At 41.3% G+C, this 1,418-nt stretch carries 1 protein-coding gene; it reads right to left on the bottom strand.

Annotation, left to right across the window (positions count from 1 at the left end):
* Positions 1-324: 324 nt before the first annotated feature.
* Positions 325-1,418: flagellin (locus tag FAY33_RS19115; protein ID WP_143323071.1), on the bottom strand; the 1,094-nt coding region annotated here is incomplete at its 5' end.

Genomic DNA, 1,418 nt, shown 5'->3' with positions numbered 1-1,418 from the left:
TCATTTGTAGTACCTCCTTGAATTATGTCGGGGACTTCCCTGTCCCCCAGATTATATATTCCTAATCTGTCATTCGGGCCCTGAATAACAGACTGAAACCTTGATTATAAACCATATCATTTACTAGAGTGCCTTAAATGATATTAAAATAATATTCTCTGCCCAATAACAACTCCAGAATACAAACAATCAACTCCTGGATCTGAAACAAAGAAATCCTTTCTTACTGCTATATCGTCACAGATTGACTTTTCATAAGGTTTTTTTTGAAAATAGCAAAAAAACGGATGAACCTGAGCTCATCCGTCAAAAATACAGAATTAATTACTTTAATAACTGAAGAACACCCTGAGGTACCTGGTTTGCCTGAGCAAGCATTGCCTGAGAAGCCTGTACAAGAATGTTGTTCTTTGTATAGGACATCATCTCTTTTGCCATATCAACGTCACGGATACGGCTCTCTGCTGCTGTCATGTTCTCAGAGGTTACACTCAAGTTGTTGATGGTATGCTCTAAACGGTTCTGCAGAGCACCAAGATCACCACGAGTATTGGATACGGTGTTGATTGCGTTCTTGATGATCTGAACTGCATCAGCAGCGTTAGCCTGTGTATCAACCTTAACATCAGTTAAGCCTAATCCCTCTGTACTCATAGCTGCAATGTTAACATCAAGCTTGTTGTGGTCTTCTGATGATTCACCGATCTGAAGAGTCAGAGCTTTACCGGAGATGGCAGTTGCTGCACTTGTTTCATTAATTCCGTCAGCTGCTTTACTGTCACCTGTGAACTTGATATCATTGCTTAATGTAACTTTAAAATCTCCTAAAGCTGCAAAATCTTCATCCGCTTCACGTGCATCAGCAATTGCCTTGTTGATAGCTTCCTGTGTAATGGAACCTGCGTCCTTGCTGGAAACAGTAATTGTAACTGCTTTATCTGTTGCTTCTGCTTTTACAGTCTGACCTGCTTCTGCACCTGCATCTGCGGACTTAATGTTTACAGTGATTCCTGCTTCACCGCCAGAAACCTTGAAAGAGAACGCTTCACTGTTTGTATCAGCGTTTGCTTTTACATCTACTGCTGCAGATTTTGCTTCGCCATCTAATCCACCATCAAGCAGATTGATTCCATTAAAGTTGGTTCCAGTAGAGATACGGTCGATTTCTTTTGTTAAAGAATTCATCTCTTTCTGGATATTCTCTCTATCTACAGTATCCTGGTATGTACCATTGGCGGACTGCTGAGCAAGTTCTACCATACGGTTTAACATGGAATGCACTTCTGTTAATGCACCTTCTGCTGTCTGTACTAATGAAATACCATCATTTGCGTTCTTCTGAGCTGTCTCAAGTCCTGTGATCTGGGCTCTCATCTTCTCGGAAATAGCAAGTCCTGCTGCATCATCACCTGCACGGT

This window comes from Clostridium sp. HBUAS56010 (assembly GCF_007115105.1).
GTDB lineage: Bacteria > Bacillota > Clostridia > Lachnospirales > Lachnospiraceae > Lacrimispora.
Note: the sequence above shows the minus strand (reverse complement) of the source record. Positions and strands in the feature narration are given on the sequence as shown.